The sequence below is a fragment of the Neorhizobium sp. S3-V5DH genome, from assembly GCF_004343065.1.
GTDB classification, from domain to species: Bacteria; Pseudomonadota; Alphaproteobacteria; order Rhizobiales; family Rhizobiaceae; genus Neorhizobium; species Neorhizobium huautlense.
On record NZ_SMCL01000021.1, the window covers coordinates 24,715 to 43,098 of the forward strand.

The following is an 18,384-nucleotide window of genomic DNA, read 5'->3' on the forward strand; positions in this document are numbered from 1 at the left end:
GCCCCATCATGGGGCTTGAGTTTCCTATTCATTTTCATGTCGGACGGCCGTTCTTTCAAACGGATGATAATGAAAGCTTACCAACCTGCCATCCGTGGCAAAAGGAGAATATTCCCCGCCACCTTAGTCGTACTGTAGTGGCACATTCGGCTCCCTGGCACAATTAAAACGCCGGCCAGGGAGATCCGGCGCTGAATGTTGTTAACAGAATTTAAACCATCGCCAGATGCAAAAGTCCTAAAATCTCGGGAGCTTAGCAGAAATTAACCATATGGGAAGATTTCAGCCCCGATTGTGCCGGAATTTAACGGGATAGCCGGCTCCGACCCGCACAATTCGGGACATGTAAGAACAACAACAAGGAAACCTCCCATGGCAGTGGCAGCCGTCAGTATTGCGTTTGAAGCCCCCGAACACCAAGGCGGCGCTTGCCCGTCTCAATCCCGACCGATTGATCTTGTCCATCTCGCGACACAGACCATGGGCGACAAGGCTCTGGAGGTTGAGGTGCTTCAGATGTTTGCACGCCAGGCTCGGCGGGCGCTGCAGGATCTTGCCGTCGCGGACACGACCGCTACCGTCGCAATAGCTCATCGCCTGAAAGGGGCGGCCAACGCAGTCGGCGCCTTCAAGGTCGCCATTGCGGCCCAGAAGCTCGAGGACAGTGGCGCAGATACGGCCCTCAAGGCAGCTGTCGGGGCTGTGGTCGTGGAAGCGGAGAACTTCATCAACAAGCTCTGCCGCTGAGAGCGCCCCTTTATACATAGGGCGCCCGTGGAACAGCCCGCGGCGCCCGAAAATGTTGACTGCGCCGGGGTTTTATTGGAAGACAGCGCGCTTAAATAGAGCAGCAACCTTCAACATCCCGGATTTCCAATATCATGACGAAAATTTCGATCGTTGCCTTTGACGGAACGCGCTTCGATATCGAGGCCGAGCCGGGCTCCACGGTTATGGAGAATGCGGTTCGCAATTCCGTTCCCGGCATCGAGGCCGAATGCGGCGGTGCCTGCGCCTGCGCCACCTGTCATGTCTATGTCGATGAAGAGTGGACCGAAAAAGTCGGCCCGCCGTCTCCGATGGAAGAAGACATGCTCGATTTTGCATTCGAGGTGAAGCCAACCTCGCGTCTTTCCTGTCAGATCAAGGTCAAGCCGGAACTCGATGGCCTCGTGGTCAACGTGCCCGAGCGGCAGGCCTGATCACACTTCGGATTGCCGGCGAAAAAAAAAGCCTCGCTGCGCAGGAACGGCAAGCGAGGCAAGGCGGGCGCATCACCGACAGGCGAGGGAGGAGACACCTGCGGCTGAAGACGCGCCAGGAGAACAAAACGCAGGAGACCGTTACGCGGAACGCTTGAAACCGCTGCTTGCGACGCCCGGCGGTACCGATAGCGCGCTGATTGGTTATACCTTCCGCCCCAATCTCTGAAACATGCGGCAGGTAAGTTATGTCTTACTTCTATCCGAGATTCGTATTTTAGACTATCACCATAAATCACCTGTCATTGACAGGATGATGCGCAAGCTTCGCAAAAGGTTCGCGGGTGGTCTATTTGCCGCCCCGTTTCAGGCGGTATTGCAGCAGTCGCATCATACGGGCATCGAAATTGGCTGCCTCGACCTGATCGAATCGCAGCTGCTCGCGGTCATGCGCCTCCAGAATACGGCGCGTCGTGTCCGCCACCCGTTTTTCCAACGCGTCGCAGCTTTTCTGGGAGGGAAGCGCCAATAGCTCTCTTTCCAGCTGACGGGCGTGGTTGCGGGCGATCTCGGCGTGCCTCTCCTCGTGCCGCTTGATATCGGCCGACAGGGTATCCCAGATGAAGCGGAGGTCGTTGGCGGCCCGGCCACGGTTGCTCCAGCGGGGAAGTATGATGCGGGTGCGAAGCGTCACACGAGCGCCGCCGATTGAGCAATTGCCGCCCTTTTCCACGTAGGTAGCGTCGCCCCCGAATTTGATTTCGGTCGCACCGGGATGGCGATGGCCCGAGGTGCGGGTCATCGGTCCTCGTTTCTCCAATTCCTTGTCGAGGTCTTCCGCCGTGCGACCGCCGATCCGGAAATAGGAATAGGTCTTGCTGATCAGAGGTTCGGCGGTGGCTGGCGCAGAGATCACGCAGGAGACAAGAATTGCACCGAAAAGTCGGTGGACTCTGCGCATCAAAAACATTCTGGGGCCTGCGACGTTGAACTTGGGGTTAGCTTGGGGCATAGCCAGAAGGAGCGCAACATAAAGGCATCAAATTTTGCGTGATCCTTCGACAGATGGGCGGCGGGTGGTATCGCGCTGCAACAGCACGTGGCGCGTGGGGCACGGCCGAACCCTCGAACTCGGTTTTCAAGGCCATATCATGGCGATCATCAATGTCACGCCTGATTCGTTTTCCGATGGCGGGCGTCACGCAACTCTGGAAAGCGCCTTCGTTCATGCGATGGCTTGCGTAGAAGACGGCGCAGTCATCCTCGATATCGGTGGTGAATCAACGAGGCCGGGTGCGGCCGAAATTGCGCCTGCCGAAGAGCAGGATCGTGTCCTGCCGGTGGTCGAGAAGCTGCGCGCTGAGACGGACGCGCTCATTTCGATAGATACCTACCGCGCCGAGACAGCCAGGCTCGCGGTCGCAGCCGGCGCCCATATCATCAACGACGTGCACGGCCTGCAACGCGAGCCCCTTATTGCCGATGTCGCTGCGGCGACAGGCGCCGGGGTGTGCATCATGCATACTGGCCGTGGACGGGAGCAGGAGAGGCTTGCCGACAGGATCGACGACCAGGAGTTCTTTTTGACGGAGTCCGTGAGCATTGCACGAAAGGCTGGGGTGCCGGATGAGGCGATCGTGCTCGATCCGGGTTTTGGTTTCGCGAAGAACAAGGACGATGACCTGGAATTGATCGCCCGCTTTCCCGAGTTGCACCGGCTTGGTTTTCCACTGCTGGCCGGCACGTCCCGCAAACGCTTCATCGGCGCCGTGACGGGCCGCGAGCGGGCGGACGAACGCGATATCGGCACTGCCGCAACCACCGCCATGTTGAGGCTTGCAGGCGCGTCCATATTCCGTGTTCACAATGTCGCGGCCAACCTGGATGCGCTGAGGATGGCGGATGCCGTGCTGGCGGCGGCCTGGGCCGGTGAAGAGAAGAGAGGCTAGTCATGGGCATCTATACTATCACGCTGAAAAACTGCGGCTTTTATGCAAAGCACGGTGCCTTCGAGCAGGAAGCGTCTCTTGGCCAGCGGTTCTTCCTGGACGTGGTGATGGACGTGGAGGCGGACGACGCTCTCGAAAATGACAATGTCGCGAGCACGGTTCATTACGGCATAGCCTACGAAATCGTGGAGAGGGTCGTGACCCAGAACCGCCGCAACCTGATTGAGACGCTTGCTAAAGACGTGGCCAAGGCATTGTGTGCATGGTCCCCGCAGATCAGGCGTGCGGATATTACGGTGCGCAAGCCAAGTGTCCCGATTCCGGGCATCCTGGATTATGCAGAGGTCCGTGTTGAACACTTTGCCTGAAGACGCCTTGCATATTGCTGCGCTTGGGTTGGGAGGCAATATAGGCGACCCGCCGGCAGCAATGGCGGAAGCTTTGCGACAACTGGATGCGAGGGATAGCTGCCGCGTCGTATCGGTCTCCAGACTTTATTCCACGCCGCCATGGGGCAAGACGGATCAGGCGGATTTTTTCAATTGTTGCGCGCTGGTGGAAACGCGGCTCGATCCGGAGGATCTGCTCGAAATTTGTCTATCGATCGAGCGGGCAATGAAGCGCGTGCGTCTGGAGCGTTGGGGGCCGCGCATCATCGACATCGACATCCTGACTTATGGTTCTCGTGAAATGAAGACCTCGAAACTGGAAGTGCCGCATCCGCGGATGACGGAGCGCGGCTTCGTGATCATGCCGCTTGCGGACGTCGCGCCTGATCTTATCGTGAAGGGAAAGGTGGTGCGCGACTGGCTTGAAAACGTCGATACGGCGGGCATCAAGGTCGCGGAGGAGAGCCGGGACTGGTGGCGGCGCGTGTAAGCGCGCGCCGTCTACTGTTTGATCGAGCCGACCGCGATCGAATCCATGTCGCGATCCAGGGAAAGCCCGATAACGGGTACCATCTGGTCCTCGACCTTGACCGAAATGGTGATGTTCATCTTGTTTTCGTCGCGCAGGCTGGCGACCATGGCGCCATTGAGCTTGGCACGATTGATGCCCATGACCACCTTGTCGCCATTGACCGAACCGGAAATGATATCAAGTCCCTTGCCATCGGCACCATCCAGAAACCTTCCGGTGTAGCCACGGCCGTTTTGGGTGATGACGGCAGACATGGGCTGCTGGAAAACGCCGACGCGGCAGGTCCCGTCGAGCTTGATACCGATGTCTCCCTCCGGCGTGGGAGCGCCAGTCAGATTGCAGCTGAATTTCGTGCCCTTGTATTTGCCGGCGACGATTTCACCAGGCCCCTTCCATACGCCGGCGACCGATTGAAAGAAGGCCTTGTCGCGGGGAGCAGCCTCGGCTTCGGGCGCCATGGCGGAGGTTGCCGCAACGGCTAGAACGGCGAGCCCGCCGAGAAGCGAAAAGAAGCGCGGATACATAAACTTTCCTCTGGCAAGCAGCGACTGTAAGAGGCCTGTAATTTAAGCTGGAATGGTTAACGAGTGGTATCGGCGACGGAGGCTGCGCCATCCTGCGCCCGCCGATCATTCACTTTTGGAACCGCCGATCGACGCGATATCCGAAAGAAAATCGCCTATTCCAGGCCGTTTGACTGCCCTGAACGGCAACGGTCTGCAGAGATCCATCGCAGCAATTCCAATGCGGGCGGTGAGCAAGCCATTGATCACTCCTTCACCCAGCCGGCTTGAGAGTTTCGAGGCCAATCCATGGCCCAGGACCTGCTGTGCAAGGCTGTCCCCAACCGCGATCGAGCCAGTTACTGCAAGATGCGCAATTACGTCACGCATGAGCCGCAGCAGACCGAAGGTTCCGGGCCTGCCACCGTAAAGCTCGGCCATGGCCCGGATGAGCCGCGTGACTTCGAAGAGCACATAGGCGAGATCGACAATGGCGCGCGGGCTGACGGCCGTGACGATCGAGACTCTCTTGGCTGAGCCGAGAATCAGCGAGCGGGCCTTACGATCGAGCGGCGCCAGCAGTTCCCGTTCCGCGAGATCGAGAAGCTGCGGGCCGTCTATGATTTCGTCCTTGGTGGCGTCAAGCGCCGTGCGGCCCCTGGCGGTCTCCGCGCGGTGACTAAGCAGTTTGCCGAGTGCGGCCACGACCGAGCGCGCGGCCAGCGGACGGGGGGATCGGACCGCTTCCTCCGCCTCCACCTTCAATGTCTGGACGGCCGAAAGCCGCATCATTCCGAATATTTCGCGCCCCACGATCACCGCCAGCGCGAGCATTCCAAGCCCGAGCGCGGCCAGTGCCGCATAACCCAACCAATCGGCGCGCGCGAAGAGATCACGGATGACGCGATCGGCCCAGAGGCCGAAGGCTAGCGACAGGAAGGTACCAAAGGCGCCGATCGCGAGGTTGGCGAAGGAAAATCTTCTTCGGGCCCGAGGCTGGGCAACAGGGATCGCTTCCGTGGTTAACTCGGAGGGTGAGATGAATGGATCCTGCTCGTCCGGTGTGATGGCGACGTCATCGGCAAAACTGCGCGGACTGCGCCGAGCGGGTGTAACCACATCGCTTTGCGGCGTGTTCTTTTCTTCCACATCGAAGGAAGCAGGCCGACGGGTGCCGCTCTCGGATTTTTCGGGCGGTCTCATGCGAGGCGGTCTCCAAATAGAAACTGCATGGCGCGGTCCAATCGGATATGCGGAACGGAGAGTTTTATGCCGCCATTCGTCTCATGGAGTGCGGGCGGGCGGAAACGCACGACGTTGAGTTCCGGAAGCTCCGCATTTGGTTCATCGAGATGTTGAAACAGCGAATCAGGATTTTCAGGCAAATCACCGGGAAATATAGCTGTTTTTCTGTTTCCGTCGAAGCATTCGCCATTGATCGTTTCGCCTGCAATTGGCGTGCCGACGATCACCGGCAAAAGATGGTTGCCTTCCTTCACCGTGGCTTCCCTGGTGGCACGGACCGAGGCGATCGCCATGACTTCGATGCCGGCGCCGGCCATGCCGATCCGCTGGATTGCCCGATCCACGAGCCGGCCGGTCAGCCTCTCCAGCCGGTCATGGCTTTCGTGGTGCAGGTGATCGGCCTTCGTCGCCGCCACCAGAACCTTGTCGATCTTGCGCCCGACCAGAGACGAGAAAAAGCTGTTATGGCCGGGCTGGAAGCAGGTGAGCACGTCCGCGAGTGCGCGCTCCAGATCCTGCACCGCTTCGGGGCCGCGATTGATGGCCTGCAGTGCGTCGATAAGGACGATCTGCCTGTCCAGTCGGGCGAAATGTTCGCGGAAGAAGGGTTTGATCACGACGTTTTTGTAAGCATCGTAACGCCGCTCCATCATCGCCCTGAGCGAGCCTTTGGGTGCCTTGGTTGCAGGCAAGTTCGGCAGGGGCGCAAATGTCAGCGCCGGAGAACCTTCCAGATCACCCGGCATCAGGAAACGACCGGGGGGCAGGGTGGAAAGGGAACGCTCGTCAGCCTTGCAGGCCCTGAGATAGGCGGCAAAGCTTTCTGAAAGTCGGCGCGCCGTCATTTCATCGGCCGGTGCGTCCAGATCGACGCTCGCCGCCAGCGCCAGCCATTCCTCCGAGAGAGCCTTCCTGATGCCGGTGCCGGCAAGCGCTACGGTCTTGTCGCTGAATTCGCGAAAGTCTTGGGCGAGAAGCGGCAGGTCGAGCAACCATTCGCCTGGATAGTCGACGATGTCGATCGAGATTCGGCCGCGGGAGAACATGCGGTTCCAGCCGCTCGCGCTCTCATAATCCAGCGTGATGCGCAGTTCCGAAATGGCTCGCGTGGAATCTGGCCAGATTCGGTCCCGCACCAATGCCTGGATGTGGTCCTCGTATTGGAAGCGTGGTATTGCATCGTCCGGCTGCGGTTCGAGCCTGACCGCTGAAATCCGGCCGGACCGCATCGCTTCGAAAAGCGGCAGGCGGCCGCCGTTCAGCAGATTGTGGACAAGCGAGGATATGAATACCGTCTTGCCGGCGCGCGACAGGCCGGTAACACCAAGTCTGATCGTCGGATGGATGAGACCCGAGGCGCGGTCGGCGAGATTGTCGAGCGCAATGCGGGCGTCATCGGTAAGGCTGGTAAGCGAAGGCGGCAAAATGTCGTTCCGGGTCCAGAGTTTCCGATAATATAGGATGCGCAGAAAGCGACGCAAAGGCGACGCAGTATCTTACCTGGTCACGTCAGCCCCTCAGGCCGTCAAAAAATCCACCAGGGTCCAAGCGGCAGCAGTGCCGGCGGAGAACCCGCGATAGTCCAGAACCGCGAGGCCGGCGGGCGGATAGCCGCCTGGAATGGTGGCTATCATCTGATCTGAGCCGATCAGTGCTTCCAGAAGCTCTTCCATCGTCGGGTTGTGGCCGATCAGCATTACCGATTGGCTTTCCTTCTGACCTTCGAGAATGGCCAGATAGGTCCCGAGGGAGCCATTGTAGAGTTCGTCGATGTAAATCGGCTCGATCATCTCGCTGACGGCGCGACGGATCGCCTCGGCCGTCTGGCGGCAGCGCACGGCGGTCGAACTGATGACAGTCTCAGGCAGATAACTGCGGTCCGCGGCTTTGTCTGCGACGATTTCAGCCTCTGCAAAACCCTGATTATCCAGCGGCCGCTCGAAATCATGCTGGCCCGGCTCCGCCCAGCCCGATTTGGCGTGGCGCAGGAGATAGATGCGGGAAGGAGGAGGAGTGATCGTCGTCATACCCGGCGCCGGAACTGAGATTGGAATGGATGGTTAGCCTTTCGGCAGGATGTTCGTCAACTCCAGGGAAGTTCCGGCGTTTCGCACTACAAGTCTGTCGGATGCGGCTGAAGAAGATAGGAGCAGGGAAATAAAAGCATAAAAAATAGCCGTTTAGCTGATTTTTATGACGATTTTAAAAATGCTTTAAAGACCGGCGCAAGGCTTGAACCAGCATAGTTGAATAGGATATAGAGGCGCCGCATGAGATGTTCTTCAGGAGAATCGCGTTGAGTGAGAAGATCGATCTTGGCAATTATGTGCTCTCGGAAGACGACGAGTTCATGAATGCAAATCAGAAAGCGTATTTCCGGGCAAAATTGATCGCTTGGAAGAATGACATCCTGAGAGAAGCGCGGGAAACCCTGGGCCATCTGGCTGAAGAAAGCGCCAATCATCCGGACCTCGCGGACAGGGCCTCCTCTGAAACCGACAGAGCTATCGAACTTCGTGCCCGCGACCGTCAGCGGAAGCTGATTTCCAAAATCGACGCCGCCCTTCAGCGCATCGACGATGGCACCTACGGGTATTGTGAGGAAACTGGAGAGCCAATCGGCCTCAAGCGGCTCGACGCTCGTCCGATTGCGACGCTGTCGATCGAGGCCCAGGAACGCCACGAGCGCCGCGAAAAGGTCTATCGAGACGAATAAATTTTCCGGTTCTGCAGCGAACTAGTTCAAGGCACGGTTTTTCCGTGCCTTCTTTGTTTGTGCAAGTCGCCGGATGGAGCGCCGAACTATTTATCGCGGGTCGCGGACATTTCGCCGAAGATCCGGGTAACTTCGGTTTGCAAGGACGGTTCGGGTGTTGCGCCAGTGACAAGCGGCACGGCCGCCTCGTGAGGCGGCGTCCGGCGGTTCGACTGGCCAAGGATTGCCGGGTCACGGGTGGCCAAGTTGTGCGCCATCTCTTCCTCGAGCAGCCGGTCAAAATCGCTGCCGAGCTGTTGCGGCTTGTCCGCCGCGGACTGGAGCGATGCAGGGACCGTTTGCGGGGTGACTGGCACGATGCGCGACTCCTCAGCGTCCTGCGACACCTCTGGACGCGCGACATCAATTCTATTGGTCGAGCTGGCGAGGGGATGGGCGGTGGTCGCGGCTGCCGCCAAAGCGGCAATCGGTCGTGACGGTTCGGCCTGTGCCTCGGGCGCCGGTCGAGCAGGCAATTCTACTTTCGGCGCTGCGGTTGAGGCTGGGGCCGACGTTCCTGCGGCCCGCACGGGCATCGCTGACGATGAGCGGGGCGGCTCGCGAAGCGGGAGACCCTCCCGAACGGCCTGGCCCCGAGGTTCCGCTGCAGATGGTCGCTGGGGCGGGGCCGGACGCGGCTCGACCGGCATTGCCCGGTTTTCCGCAGGTGGTTCGGCGGGGGGGGCGGAAGGCAAGTCGCGTGATACCGGACGTAAAGACGCTGCCGGCGTCAAGTTGGCGGCGGTCGATATCCCGCTTTCGATGACGATATCGGTGGGGCCGCCGATCATGATCAGATGTTCGATATCGTCGCGGCGAACGAGGACGAGGCGGCGGCGCGTGTCGACCGCAGCGGCATCAAGCACCTGAAGCCGAGGTTGACGGTTCTTTCCGCCTCGAACGAAGGGAGACGGACCGTTTCGGCCGCGAATCATCCACAAGACGCCTGCTAGCAGGAGAAGGCCTACACCCACTCCGACGACGGCGATCACGAGGCGGCTGCCATAGGTGCCTAAAAGGTCTCCGAACATGTGTTGCCACTCCTCATGCGAATGCTGGCGTAAAAGACGATTTTTTTCCTGCCGAGGCAAGCTGCCGATCGCCGTTGTCAAACCTGACAACCGGCCTGAAATGACAAAGATAGGTCAGCTTGGCAAACTGTCCCGGGTTTTGTGGCCTTGTGGAGCTTTTTGCCGACTATGCAAGTTGCTAAGAAGGAATCGCGGGATTCTTCCCGCGGGTGACCAGGGCCGCGAGGCTGGCCGAAATGCGAGGAATTGATGACGAAGTTGCAGCAAGGCGGCAACTACGAAGCGCCATTGGTGGAACGGAGCGCACGCGGCGGCACCATCGTCCGGATCGTTCTTCTGGCTCTCGTGCTTTGCGGCGTTGCGGCCGGTTTTGTGTTGTTCCAGCACGCACTCGACAATGAGGTCGTGCTCGGTCTGCTCGGTATTCTTGCCATGGTGGGGATTTTTTTTCTTGTCTCCTCCCTGATAGGCCTCGTCGAGCTCATGCCGCAATCGCGATCGGACGAACTGGCACGCGGTTTTCTAGCCAGTCATCCCGACGGCATCCTCATTACTGATCCCAAGGGGCGTGTTCTTTACGCCAACGCCGCCTATGGCCGGATGACCGGTGCGACTAAGGCGAGCAATGTGCAATCGCTGGAAGCGCTGCTTTCCAGGACCCGCGAATCGACGGAGGCTCTTTACCGTTTGACCACCGCGTTGCGGGAAGGCCGCGAGGGGCATGAGGAGTTCAGGCTGCTGCAGCCGCTCGGTCGAGCGACGGGCAACGGTTCCGGTGCGCACTGGTATCGCCTCAAGGCGCGGCTACTTGGAGCTTCCGGCAAGAGCCAACTCGATATCTGGCAAATCACCGACATCACCTCCGAACGCGAGGATCAGGAGCGCTTCTTCCGCGAATTGCAGAACGCGATCGATTATCTTGACCATGCCCCGGCCGGTTTTTTCTCTGCCGGACGGAAGGGCGAGATCTTCTACCTCAATGCGACGCTAGCCGAATGGCTGGGTATCGATCTGACGAAGTTCACGCCGCGCTCGATGACGATTGCGGATATGGTGGCAGGCGAGGGCATGGCGCTGATCCAGTCCGTTCAGGCGGCCCCCGGACTGAAACGGACGGAAACCCTGGACCTCGATTTGCGCCGCACCAACGGCCAGAGCCTGCCCGTTCGCCTTGTGCACAATGTCAGCGCCACCCGCGATGGCGCGCCGGGCGAAAGCCGCACGATCGTGCTGGCGCGGCCGAAGGGCGGGGAAGGGGATCAATCCGCGTCCGCCATGCGGTTTACCCGGTTCTTCAACAATACGCCGATGGCGATCGCATCAGTAGACGGCGCGGGCAAAATCCTCCGCATCAACGCACCGTTCCTCAAGCTGTTTGCAGGGGTGGTTTCGCGCGACGAGATCGACTCGGGCGTGGAACTCGAGCGCATCGTGCACGAGAACACACGCCAGCAGCTGATGCAGGCGCTTGCCGCCGCCAAGGACCGGCAGGGGGACATTCCGCCGATTGACTCTCGCCATCCGGGCGATGAGAATCGTTATGTGCGCTTTTATGTGAATGCCGTGATCGACGAGAGCGACGAGGCGCCCGAGGAAGCGGCCATCGTCTACGCCGTGGAGACGACCGAGCAAAAGGCGCTCGAGACCCAGATGGCCCAAACCCAGAAGCTGAACGCGGTGGGAACGCTGGCAGGCGGCATCGCCCACGACTTCAACAATGTTTTGACGGCGATCCTGCTTTCCTCCGACCATCTTCTTTTACAGGCGCGTCCCTCGGACGCGAGTTTTGCAGATCTCATGGAGATCAAGCGGAACGCCAATCGTGCGGCGGTGCTAGTGCGGCAGTTGCTTGCCTTCTCGCGCAAGCAGACCATGCGTCCGGCGGTGCTGAACCTCACGGATGTCGTCGGTGACCTGCGCATGCTGGTAGACCGGCTGATTTCCGGCACGAATGTGAAGCTGGAAGTGGATTACGGACGTGACCTGTGGCCGGTCCGCACCGACCTTTCGCAGTTCGAACAGGTGCTGATCAATCTGTGCGTCAACGCCCGCGACGCAATGCCGACTGGCGGGACGATCCTGATCAAGACACGCAATGTGTCTGCGGAGGAGGCGTCGGATTTCCACCAGGCCGACCTCCCTTCGGAAGATTTCGTCATGGTCGAGGTCTCCGATACCGGCACGGGAATCCCGCCTGCAATCATGGACAAGATCTTCGAACCCTTTTTCACCACCAAGGAAGTCGGGAAGGGAACTGGGCTTGGCCTTTCGATGGTATACGGCATTGTCAAGCAGTCCGGCGGTTATATCTATCCCGAATCGGAAGTCGGTCGCGGGACCAGTTTCCGGATATTCCTGCCGCGCCACATTCCCGAGACGCCTGCGGTCATTCCAGGAGCTGCGGCTACCGCCGAGCCAGCGCCTTCCGTGCCTGTTCCGCCGGCGTCTGCCGCCGAGGACATGGACCTCACCGGAAAGTCCGCAGTCGTGCTTCTGGTCGAGGACGAGGAGGCGGTGCGTCGCGGCGGCAAGCGGATGCTGGAGACGCGCGGCTACACGGTCCACGAGGCGGGTTCCGGCGTAGAGGCGCTCGACATCATGGAAGAGCTGGAGGGTAGGGTCGACATCGTCGTCTCCGACGTGGTGATGCCGGAGATGGACGGACCGACGCTGCTTGCCGAGCTCCGCAAATCGTATCCGGACCTGAAATTCATCTTCGTGTCCGGCTATGCCGAAGATGCGTTTGCCCGCAACTTGCCGGCCGATGCCAAATTCGGTTTCCTGCCGAAGCCGTTCTCGCTGAAACAGCTCGCCGTCGCCGTCCGGGAAATGCTCGATTCGGATTAGGAAGATGCCGATCGAAATTCCGAACTTCCGCGATTCGTCCCGCAATTGCAGCGAGACGTTTGTTTTCTCAAGTGAATTTCCATGTGATTCATTGGCGTGAACATGACGGGAACGGAAGCCGAATAGCTATTTTCCGTCAAACTGTTGATCGGCTATTGCCAAATGAGAACAAAATAGGTACATCAGCTTTATCGGCTGCTTCATTGCTTGCGCGGCGGCAATAACCTAAAGGATGGGATCCATGGCACAGAATAGTTTGCGGCTGGTAGAGGAAAAAGGCGTGGACAAGAGCAAGGCGCTGGAAGCGGCACTGTCGCAGATCGAACGTTCCTTCGGCAAGGGATCGATCATGAAGCTCGGCTCGAACGAGAATATCGTCGAGATCGAAACGGTTTCCACGGGCTCTCTGAGCCTCGATATCGCACTCGGAATTGGCGGTCTGCCCAAGGGCCGCATCGTCGAGATCTACGGCCCGGAAAGCTCGGGCAAGACGACGCTCGCATTGCAGACGATCGCCGAAGCGCAGAAGAAGGGTGGCATCTGCGCCTTCGTTGACGCAGAACACGCGCTCGATCCGGTCTATGCACGGAAGCTTGGCGTCGATCTCCAGAATCTCTTGATCTCGCAGCCGGATACGGGCGAGCAGGCGCTTGAAATCACCGATACGCTGGTCCGCTCCGGCGCCGTCGATGTTCTCGTCGTCGACTCGGTCGCAGCGCTGACACCGCGCGCCGAAATCGAGGGGGAGATGGGTGATAGCCTGCCGGGTCTGCAGGCCCGCCTGATGAGCCAGGCTTTGCGTAAGCTGACCGCCTCTATCTCCCGCTCGAACTGCATGGTCATCTTCATCAACCAGATCCGCATGAAGATCGGTGTCATGTTCGGCTCTCCGGAAACCACCACCGGCGGCAATGCGCTGAAATTCTATGCTTCGGTTCGTCTGGATATCCGCCGCATCGGCCAGGTGAAGGAACGCGAAGAGGTCGTGGGCAACCAGACGCGCGTGAAGGTCGTCAAGAACAAGATGGCGCCTCCCTTCAAGCAGGTTGAATTCGACATCATGTATGGCGAAGGCGTTTCCAAGACCGGCGAACTGATCGACCTCGGCGTCAAGGCCGGCATTGTCGAGAAGTCCGGCGCCTGGTTCTCCTACAACAGCCAGCGTCTCGGTCAGGGCCGCGAGAACGCGAAGCTCTTCCTGCGCGACAACCCAGAGCTTGCCCGCGAGATCGAGATGTCGCTCCGCCAGAATGCGGGCCTGATCGCCGATCGCTTCCTGCAAAATGGCGGGCCGGATGCCGACGACGGCGACGCCGCCGCAGAAATGTAAGCGGTTCCGCCGCATTCAGGGTTTTCCCTGGCCGCTTACTTTTGAGCCGGCCGCCATCGAAAGATGAGCGGCCGGTTTCTCGTTCGGTTGGGGGGTGGAGCGGCTGGACAGTTGGGGGTGCGGACGATACAAGCCTTTGGTTTCGAATAACAGCATCGCATCCGGCGGTAAAAAGGGCCTAGCATGAGCGGCGTGAATGAAATTCGGTCGACCTTTCTCGACTATTTCCAGAAGAATGGACACGAGGTCGTGGCCTCAAGTCCGCTGGTGCCGCGCAACGACCCGACGCTGATGTTCACCAATGCCGGCATGGTGCAGTTCAAGAATGTCTTTACCGGTCTGGAAAAGCGCCCCTATTCGACGGCTGCCACCGCGCAGAAATGCGTGCGCGCAGGCGGCAAGCACAATGACCTCGACAATGTGGGGTATACCGCGCGCCACCACACCTTCTTTGAGATGCTCGGCAATTTTTCCTTTGGCGACTATTTCAAGGAACGCGCGATCGAGCTCGCCTGGAACCTGATCACCAAGGAATTCGGCATCGACCGGAACCGCCTGCTGGTGACCGTGTACCATACGGACGATGAAGCTTTCGGCCTCTGGAAGAAGATCGCTGGGCTGGCTGACGAGAAGATCATTCGTATTGCGACAAGCGACAATTTCTGGGCCATGGGTGATACTGGCCCCTGCGGCCCGTGCTCGGAGATCTTCTACGATCACGGCGACCATATCTGGGGAGGTCCTCCCGGTTCGCCGGAGGAGGATGGCGACCGGTTCATCGAGATCTGGAACCTCGTCTTCATGCAGTATGAGCAGGTGACGAAGGAGGAGCGGATCGATCTGCCGCGTCCGTCGATCGACACCGGCATGGGCCTGGAGCGGGTTGCGGCTCTTCTGCAGGGGCAACACGACAACTATGACATCGACCTTTTCCGCGCGCTGATTTCAGCCTCGGAGGAGGCGACCGGCGTCAAGGCCGAAGGTGAACGCCGGGCCAGCCACCGCGTCATCGCCGACCATCTGCGTTCGTCCGCCTTTCTGATTGCCGACGGCGTTCTGCCGTCCAATGAAGGTCGTGGTTACGTGCTCCGCCGCATCATGCGCCGCGCCATGCGTCATGCGCAGCTTCTCGGCGCTCGTGACCCGCTGCTCTTTAAACTCCTGCCGACGCTGGTGCAGCAAATGGGCCGCGCCTATCCGGAACTGATCCGGGCCGAAGCGCTGATCGCCGAGACGCTGAAGCTTGAGGAAACCCGCTTCCGGAAGACGCTCGAGCGCGGACTTTCTCTCCTTTCCGATGCAACAACGACGCTCGGTAAGGGCGACATGTTGGACGGAGAAACTGCCTTCAAGCTCTACGACACCTATGGTTTCCCGCTTGATCTGACGCAGGATGCGTTGCGTGCTCGCGAAATCGGCGTGGACATCTCCGGGTTCACCGATGCGATGGAGCGGCAGAAAGCCGAAGCCCGCTCCCATTGGGCCGGCTCAGGCGACAAGGCAACCGAGACGATCTGGTTTGAGCTCAAGGAGAAATTCGGCGCGACCGAGTTCCTCGGCTACGATACCGAGACCGCTGAAGGCGTGGTGCAGGCGATCGTGCGGGATGGCAAGACGATTGAGAGCGCTGCTACCGGAGAGCAAGTTCAGGTCGTCGTGAACCAGACGCCGTTTTATGGCGAATCCGGCGGACAGATGGGCGATACCGGTGTGATCTCCACCGACAATGCCACGCTGAATGTTACGGATACCCAAAAGAAGGGCGAGGGTCTCTTTGTCCATACCGCGACGGTTGCTGCAGGTATGCTGAAGGTGGGCGAGGCGGTCGCGTTGACGGTCGATCATGTCCGCCGGTCGCGTATCCGATCCAACCACTCCGCCACCCACCTCCTGCATGAAGCGCTGCGGGAGGTGCTGGGCACGCACGTCGCCCAGAAGGGGTCGCTGGTGGCGCCGGAACGTCTGCGTTTCGACGTATCGCATCCGAAGCCGATGACAGCCGAGGAATTGCAGAAGGTTGAGGACATGGCGAATGCCATCGTCCTTCAGAATGCGCCGGTCGCCACCCGCCTGATGAGCGTCGATGACGCGATCGCGGAAGGCGCTATGGCCTTGTTCGGCGAAAAGTATGGCGATGAGGTGCGTGTCGTCTCGATGGGCAAGGCCATTGCGGGCCCGAAAGCCGGCAAGCCCTATTCCATCGAGCTCTGCGGCGGAACGCATGTCAACGCAACGGGTGATATCGGTCTCGTGCGTATCCTTTCGGAGAGTGCTGTGGCAGCTGGCGTGCGCCGTGTCGAAGCCGTCACGGGCGAAGCGGCCCGTGCCTATCTTGCCGAGCAGGATGAGCGGGTGAAGACGCTTGCCGGTGCACTGAAGGTGCAGCCGGCCGACCTCGTTTCCCGAGTCGAGGCCTTGGTCGACGAACGGCGCAGGCTCGAGCGGGAACTGGCGGAAGCGAAGCGCCGGCTCGCCATGGGTGGCGGGCAGGGCGGTTCGACCGATGATGTCCGCGAAATCGCAGGCATCAAATTCATGGGTAAGGCATTGGCGGGCATCGACGCCAAGGACCTGAAAGGGCTGGCAGACGAAGGTAAGGCAAACCTCGGTTCCGGCGTGGTCACTCTGGTCGGCGTCTCGGAAGACGGCAAGGCGAGTGCGGTCGTGGCGGTAACGCCTGACCTTACCGGCCGCTTCAGCGCGGTCGACCTGGTGCGGATTGCCTCTGCAGCACTCGGCGGCAAGGGTGGCGGCGGTCGACCGGACATGGCTCAGGCCGGCGGTCCGGATGGCGCCAAGGCCAATGATGCGCTCGAGGCGGTTGCGGCTGCGCTGGGCGCCTGACCAATCTGCAGGGAAGGCGGGCTGAACCCGCTTTCCCTCTTCAAGGGAAGACCAATGGGCGTGAACGCCATGATTGAGGACGAACTTGAAGGGGCCATTGACGGCCTGCTGCCCGCTCTGTTTCGCGACGCGCCAAGTTCCGTCTCGTTCAACAAGCTGCGCAAGCGCCTGCTCCGTCAGGTGCGCCAGGCGTTTGACGATTTCCAGATGCTGAAAGGCCAGAAGCGCTGGCTCGTCGGTCTTTCGGGGGGCAAGGATTCCTATTCCCTGCTGGCGATCCTGCTGGATCTTCAATGGCGCGGCCTTCTGCCGGTCGAATTGATGGCCTGCAACCTGGATCAGGGACAGCCGAATTTTCCCAAACATGTGCTGCCGGATTACCTTGCGTCGATCGGCGTGAAGCACCGGATCGAGTATCGCGACACCTATTCCATCGTGAAGGAGAAGGTGCCGGAGGGCGCGACCTATTGTTCGCTCTGTTCGAGGCTCAGGCGCGGCAACCTCTACCGGATCGCGCGAGAGGAGGACTGTGATGCTCTCGTTCTCGGGCATCACCGCGAGGACATTCTGGAAACCTTCTTTATGAACTTCTTCCACGGCGGCAGGCTCGCTGGCATGCCGGCAAAGCTTCTGAATGATGAAGGGGATTTGATGGTCTTGCGGCCACTCGCTTACTGCGCCGAGGACGATCTGGCAAAATTTGCCTCCGCCATGCAGTTTCCGATCATCCCATGCGACCTTTGCGGATCGCAGGACGGCCTTCAGCGCAATGCGATGAAGGCGATGCTTGTGGATATCGAGGCTCGCATGCCGGGCCGCAAGGACGCGATGCTGCGAGCTCTTGCCCATGTCAATCCGTCCCACCTCCTCGACCCGAAACTTTTCGATTTTTCCGGCCTCCAAGCCACAAGAACCTGAGACTTTTCAATGACCCCTCCGCTAGACGTCACCAAGCTTGCCGACCTTTTGCGCCTTGCTGCCAAATCCGAGATTTTGCCGCGCTTCCGAAGGCTGGGAAATGACGATGTCCGCTCCAAGAGCGAGCCGACCGATCTGGTGACGGAAGCGGACGAAGCGGCAGAGCGCTTGATCCGGCGCGAGATGGAGGCGATCGCCCCCGGTGCGCTTTTCGTTGGGGAAGAATCGGTTGCCGCCGATCCGTCCTTGCTCGGCAAACTCGCCGATGCGGAATTCGCGGTGGTCGTCGATCCGGTCGACGGCACTTTCAACTTCGCCTCCGGCATTCCGGCCTTTGGCGTGATGGCGTCGGTCGTGTGGAAGGGCGAAGTGATTGCTGGCATCATCTATGATCCCATGGGTGACGACTGGATCATGGCTGAAAAGGGTGCCGGTGCTTTTCTGCGCCGGCCGGATGGCGAGGCGATCCGACTTTCCGTTGCCAAATCCCGTGCGATCGATGCGATGGTCGGCATGGCTTCGCCCGGCTATTTCTTCGGGGAAGATCGCGAACGCATCCTCGGCAATCTCGCCAAGGTCCGATTCTTTGCAAACTATCGCTGCTCGGCTCACGAATATCGCACCTTCGCGGGCGGCCACGTACAGTTCGTACTCTACAATAAGCTGATGCCCTGGGATCATCTGGCCGGTACGCTGATCGCTGCCGAGGCGGGCGGTTATATCGCCCGCTTCGACGGCTCAGCCTATCGCCCGCACCACGTCGATGGCGGCCTCCTCGTCGCCACCGACAAGGAGAGCTGGCAGATGCTGCGCGACGAGATCATCGGGCACTAAACGGC

17 protein-coding genes are annotated in these 18,384 nt (G+C 59.9%); 11 read left to right on the top strand and 6 right to left on the bottom strand.

The window, feature by feature from the left end; genetic code table 11:
* The first annotated feature begins 372 nt into the window (after positions 1 to 372).
* On the top strand, positions 373 to 747 hold the full coding sequence (locus EDE09_RS22365; RefSeq protein WP_207914882.1) for an Hpt domain-containing protein: 375 nt from the start codon (positions 373 to 375) through the stop codon (positions 745 to 747).
* A 134-nt stretch (positions 748 to 881) separates the two neighbouring features.
* Positions 882 to 1,202, top strand: coding sequence for a 2Fe-2S iron-sulfur cluster-binding protein (locus EDE09_RS22370; protein WP_105370027.1), 321 nt, complete (start codon positions 882 to 884; stop codon positions 1,200 to 1,202).
* A gap of 349 nt (positions 1,203 to 1,551) precedes the next feature.
* Here the strand turns inward: EDE09_RS22370 and EDE09_RS22375 are convergent, their stop codons facing one another.
* Positions 1,552 to 2,163: a DUF922 domain-containing protein gene (locus EDE09_RS22375; RefSeq protein ID WP_162712324.1), complete on the bottom strand. Its 612-nt coding sequence runs from the start codon at positions 2,161 to 2,163 to the stop codon at positions 1,552 to 1,554.
* Between the two features lie 190 nt (positions 2,164 to 2,353).
* Between EDE09_RS22375 and folP the strand changes: the two genes are divergently transcribed.
* Genes folP through folK form a run of 3 tightly spaced genes read left to right on the top strand, consistent with a single transcriptional unit; the run spans position 2,354 to position 4,030 of the window.
* Positions 2,354 to 3,151, top strand: coding sequence for a dihydropteroate synthase (gene folP / locus EDE09_RS22380; protein WP_112798387.1), 798 nt, complete (start codon positions 2,354 to 2,356; stop codon positions 3,149 to 3,151).
* Between the two features lie 2 nt (positions 3,152 to 3,153).
* Positions 3,154 to 3,519 carry a dihydroneopterin aldolase gene (folB, locus tag EDE09_RS22385; protein WP_132412987.1) on the top strand — a complete coding sequence of 122 codons (366 nt, stop codon included), beginning with the start codon at positions 3,154 to 3,156 and terminating at the stop codon, positions 3,517 to 3,519.
* Positions 3,488 to 4,030, top strand: coding sequence for a 2-amino-4-hydroxy-6-hydroxymethyldihydropteridine diphosphokinase (gene folK, locus EDE09_RS22390; RefSeq protein ID WP_205839292.1), 543 nt, complete (start codon positions 3,488 to 3,490; stop codon positions 4,028 to 4,030). Before folB ends, folK begins: the two co-directional genes overlap by 32 nt.
* An 11-nt stretch (positions 4,031 to 4,041) precedes the next feature.
* Here the strand turns inward: folK and EDE09_RS22395 are convergent, their stop codons facing one another.
* The 4 genes from EDE09_RS22395 to EDE09_RS22410 all read right to left on the bottom strand — a co-directional run bounded on the left by EDE09_RS22395 (position 4,042) and on the right by EDE09_RS22410 (position 7,847).
* Positions 4,042 to 4,596 (bottom strand): hypothetical protein, encoded by a 555-nt coding sequence (locus tag EDE09_RS22395; RefSeq protein WP_105370023.1) that lies wholly within the window; start codon positions 4,594 to 4,596, stop codon positions 4,042 to 4,044.
* A gap of 105 nt (positions 4,597 to 4,701) precedes the next feature.
* Entirely contained in the window at positions 4,702 to 5,778 is a 1,077-nt protein-coding gene (locus tag EDE09_RS22400; protein ID WP_112798385.1) for a TIGR01620 family protein, read from the bottom strand.
* Positions 5,775 to 7,244, bottom strand: coding sequence for a YcjX family protein (locus EDE09_RS22405; RefSeq protein WP_112798530.1), 1,470 nt, complete (start codon positions 7,242 to 7,244; stop codon positions 5,775 to 5,777). Before EDE09_RS22405 ends, EDE09_RS22400 begins: the two co-directional genes overlap by 4 nt.
* 93 nt (positions 7,245 to 7,337) lie before the next feature.
* The gene (locus EDE09_RS22410) at positions 7,338 to 7,847 is read right to left on the bottom strand and encodes a histidine phosphatase family protein (protein WP_112798383.1); all 510 of its coding nucleotides are present in this window, start codon (positions 7,845 to 7,847) and stop codon (positions 7,338 to 7,340) included.
* 269 nt (positions 7,848 to 8,116) lie between these two features.
* Here EDE09_RS22410 and dksA point away from each other — a divergent pair, with 269 nt between their 5' ends.
* Positions 8,117 to 8,536: an RNA polymerase-binding protein DksA gene (dksA, locus tag EDE09_RS22415; RefSeq protein ID WP_105370020.1), complete on the top strand. Its 420-nt coding sequence runs from the start codon at positions 8,117 to 8,119 to the stop codon at positions 8,534 to 8,536.
* 86 nt (positions 8,537 to 8,622) lie between these two features.
* Here dksA and EDE09_RS22420 read toward each other — a convergent pair whose 3' ends face one another.
* A complete protein-coding gene (locus EDE09_RS22420) occupies positions 8,623 to 9,606 on the bottom strand; it encodes a flagellar biosynthetic protein FliO (RefSeq protein WP_112823771.1) in 984 nt (327 codons plus the stop codon).
* A 249-nt stretch (positions 9,607 to 9,855) separates the two neighbouring features.
* On the opposite strand from EDE09_RS22420, the gene EDE09_RS22425 reads away from it, so the two are divergent.
* From EDE09_RS22425 to EDE09_RS22445, 5 genes are all read left to right on the top strand, one after another.
* The gene (locus EDE09_RS22425) at positions 9,856 to 12,453 is read left to right on the top strand and encodes a PAS domain-containing sensor histidine kinase (RefSeq protein WP_132412989.1); all 2,598 of its coding nucleotides are present in this window, start codon (positions 9,856 to 9,858) and stop codon (positions 12,451 to 12,453) included.
* A 241-nt stretch (positions 12,454 to 12,694) separates the two neighbouring features.
* Complete coding sequence (gene recA / locus EDE09_RS22430; RefSeq protein ID WP_105370016.1) at positions 12,695 to 13,783, top strand: recombinase RecA; 1,089 nt, start codon at positions 12,695 to 12,697, stop codon at positions 13,781 to 13,783.
* Between the two features lie 183 nt (positions 13,784 to 13,966).
* Entirely contained in the window at positions 13,967 to 16,627 is a 2,661-nt protein-coding gene (gene alaS / locus EDE09_RS22435; RefSeq protein ID WP_112803183.1) for an alanine--tRNA ligase, read from the top strand.
* Between the two features lie 54 nt (positions 16,628 to 16,681).
* Entirely contained in the window at positions 16,682 to 17,545 is an 864-nt protein-coding gene (gene ttcA / locus EDE09_RS22440; protein ID WP_112803185.1) for a tRNA 2-thiocytidine(32) synthetase TtcA, read from the top strand.
* Between the two features lie 9 nt (positions 17,546 to 17,554).
* Positions 17,555 to 18,379, top strand: a complete 825-nt coding sequence (locus EDE09_RS22445; protein ID WP_105370013.1) for an inositol monophosphatase family protein — start codon at positions 17,555 to 17,557, stop codon at positions 18,377 to 18,379.
* Positions 18,380 to 18,384: the final 5 nt, after the last annotated feature.